The organism is Stenotrophomonas sp. NPDC077461 (genome assembly GCF_049545475.1).
Classification (GTDB): domain Bacteria; phylum Pseudomonadota; class Gammaproteobacteria; order Xanthomonadales; family Xanthomonadaceae; genus Stenotrophomonas; species Stenotrophomonas nematodicola.
The window spans coordinates 1-2,291 of record NZ_JBMWDO010000018.1 but is presented as its reverse complement, the minus strand read 5'-3'; the positions used below and the strand labels follow the sequence as shown (position 1 = coordinate 2,291).

At 67.4% G+C, this 2,291-nt stretch carries 2 protein-coding genes; both read left to right on the top strand.

Going from position 1 to position 2,291, the window contains the following annotated elements; genetic code table 11:
• On the top strand, nt 1–198 hold a 198-nt coding region (locus ACPEH8_RS19355; RefSeq protein ID WP_423667878.1), incomplete at its 5' end, for an autotransporter outer membrane beta-barrel domain-containing protein.
• Nucleotides 199–607: 409 nt separating this feature from the next.
• A partial coding sequence (locus ACPEH8_RS19350) for an autotransporter outer membrane beta-barrel domain-containing protein (RefSeq protein ID WP_423667875.1) occupies nt 608–2,291 on the top strand: 1,684 nt, incomplete at its 3' end.

The following is a 2,291-nucleotide window of genomic DNA, read 5'->3' as shown; positions in this document are numbered from 1 at the left end:
GACGGGGCCAGCAACGGCATCGCCTTCGACGATGAAGCGATGCGCGCCAGCACGCCGCGCAACCGCTATGCGCTCAGCGCCGGTGCCAAGGTTGCGTTCCGCCCGGGCGTTTCGGCCTGGGGTGGGCTGGGCCTGATGCGCGGCGACAGCGGCTACCGCGAAGCCAGTGCGCAGCTGGGGATGTCCTACGCCTGGTGAGGGTCCTGACAGTGCCATGTCCGAGCTCCCCGACGGCGAGACCCGGGCATTGCGTCCAGACAGCGGCGTTCAGGAAAGGCCACTTCTGAACGCCGCGCAGCGTATCGTCGATGGAGCGGATACCCGCTCCATCGACGCCTTCCGCGGTAGGCCTCCTCACTCTTCTGAATCCGGGCTGGCTGCTACCGGCAAGCCGGGTCCATCTGCAATTTCTTGCATGGGGTGGCCCGCCATTGGTCGCAACACTACACGTCATCGCTGACACAGATCGACGCTGGCGCCCCCCCCCCCTTCCCATCTTCACGACACCGCTGCCTTCGATGGGGCGTGGGGCGCGCGGGGACGCGGCGATCACGTGACGTGCTCGGCCACATTTGCCCTCTGACGCGAGAACAGGACGATGACTTTGATGAAGACCTCTGCTGCCGGCCACCCGTCGGTGCGGCCCCTTGCCTGCGCGGTGATGCTGGCGATGGGCGTGCTTCCGCTCGGCGATGTGACGGCGCGCCAGCTCGACGGCGAACAGGCCGAGGTGGTGGCGGGCGAAACGCCCGAAACCTGGTCGCTGCGGAACGGGGCACGGCTGCTCGTCACGGGCGGGCACACCTACGACATCGATGTGACGGAAGGATCGGTGGACCTCACCGGCGCGACCGTCACGCGGCTGGTGAGCGGAAACAAGTCGGTAACACTCCGCGGGACGTCGGCCTTGCGCGCCGACGGCACTCTGTTCCAGGGCGGCGGTCTTTGGCTGACGAACGATTCAACCGCCCATCTGACGGACAGCAGCATCCAGGTGCAGGGCGTGACCGGTGCACTTGCCAGCGTCGGCGTGGACTTCCTGGGTCTGGGCGGTGACAGCGCCCACGCCACCCTCGACAACACGCGGGTGACGGTGGCCGACAACCCGGGTACCCCCGACTACAATTCGGGCCTGGGGGTGCGCATGGCCGCTGGCAGCAGCATCGACATCATCAATGGCTCGTATATCGATGCGGCCAATATCGGCGTCCACTTCTGGGGGACCGATGCAGCAGCAGGTACGACCCGTCTCCGGGTGGATGGCTCCACGGTCCGTTCCGGGCGCGGCGCGGCACTTCACATCGGGGCGGTATCGGCCGTCGACAAGGCGTACGACATTCTCATCGCCAACGACGCCAGGCTGATCGGGGGCGATGGCCATCTGCTGCGGGTTACCTCACTGCTTGGGGACCCCACTGCCAGTGTGAGTACGGTCGCTTTCACGGTCGACGATTCGCGCCTCCGCGGCGATGTCACCTTCGACACCCGCACCGTCACCGGCACGCTGGATGTCACGCTGCGCAACAACGCGCGCATCGACGGTCGCTTCATCAACGTCAGCCGCGCCGACATCGGCACCAACAGCACCTGGATGCTCACCGGCGACAGCAACGTCGGCCGGCTGCAGCTCGACGCCACCGGCACCGTCGCACTCGGCAACGGCAGCACCTTCAACACCCTCAGCGTGGACAGCTTCACCGGCGCCGGCGGCACGCTGTTGTTCAACACCGTGCTGGGCGATGACAGTTCGGCCACCGACAGGCTGGTCATCACCGGCGATGCCGACGGCCAGGCCGGCGTGCGCGTGCTCAACGCAGGCGGTGCCGGCGCCAGGACCGATCTGGGCATCGAGCTGATCACCATCGGCGGTGCGTCCAATGCGCAGTTCGACCTGATCGGTCGTGCCGTTGGCGGCCAGTACGAGTACTTCCTGGTCAAGGGCACCGACGGCCACTGGTACCTGCGCTCGGAACTGCAGTCGCCGACCACCCCGTGCGACGTCGATCCGAGCCTGCCGGAGTGCCAGCCGGTCGATCCGGTCGATCCGGTGGATCCGGTGGATCCGGTTGATCCGATCGATCCGATCGATCCGATCGATCCGGCGCCGGTCCTGCGTCCGGAGACCGGCGCCTACCTGGCCAACCAGTTCGCGCTCACCCAGCTGCTGCGCCATACCTGGCGCGACCGCAACGGCGACCACGCCGCCGGCGTTGATGGCGTGCACACCTGGGCCAGGGTCGACTCCACCCACAGCCGCCTGGGCGCGGTCAATGACCAGCTCGAGCTCAAGG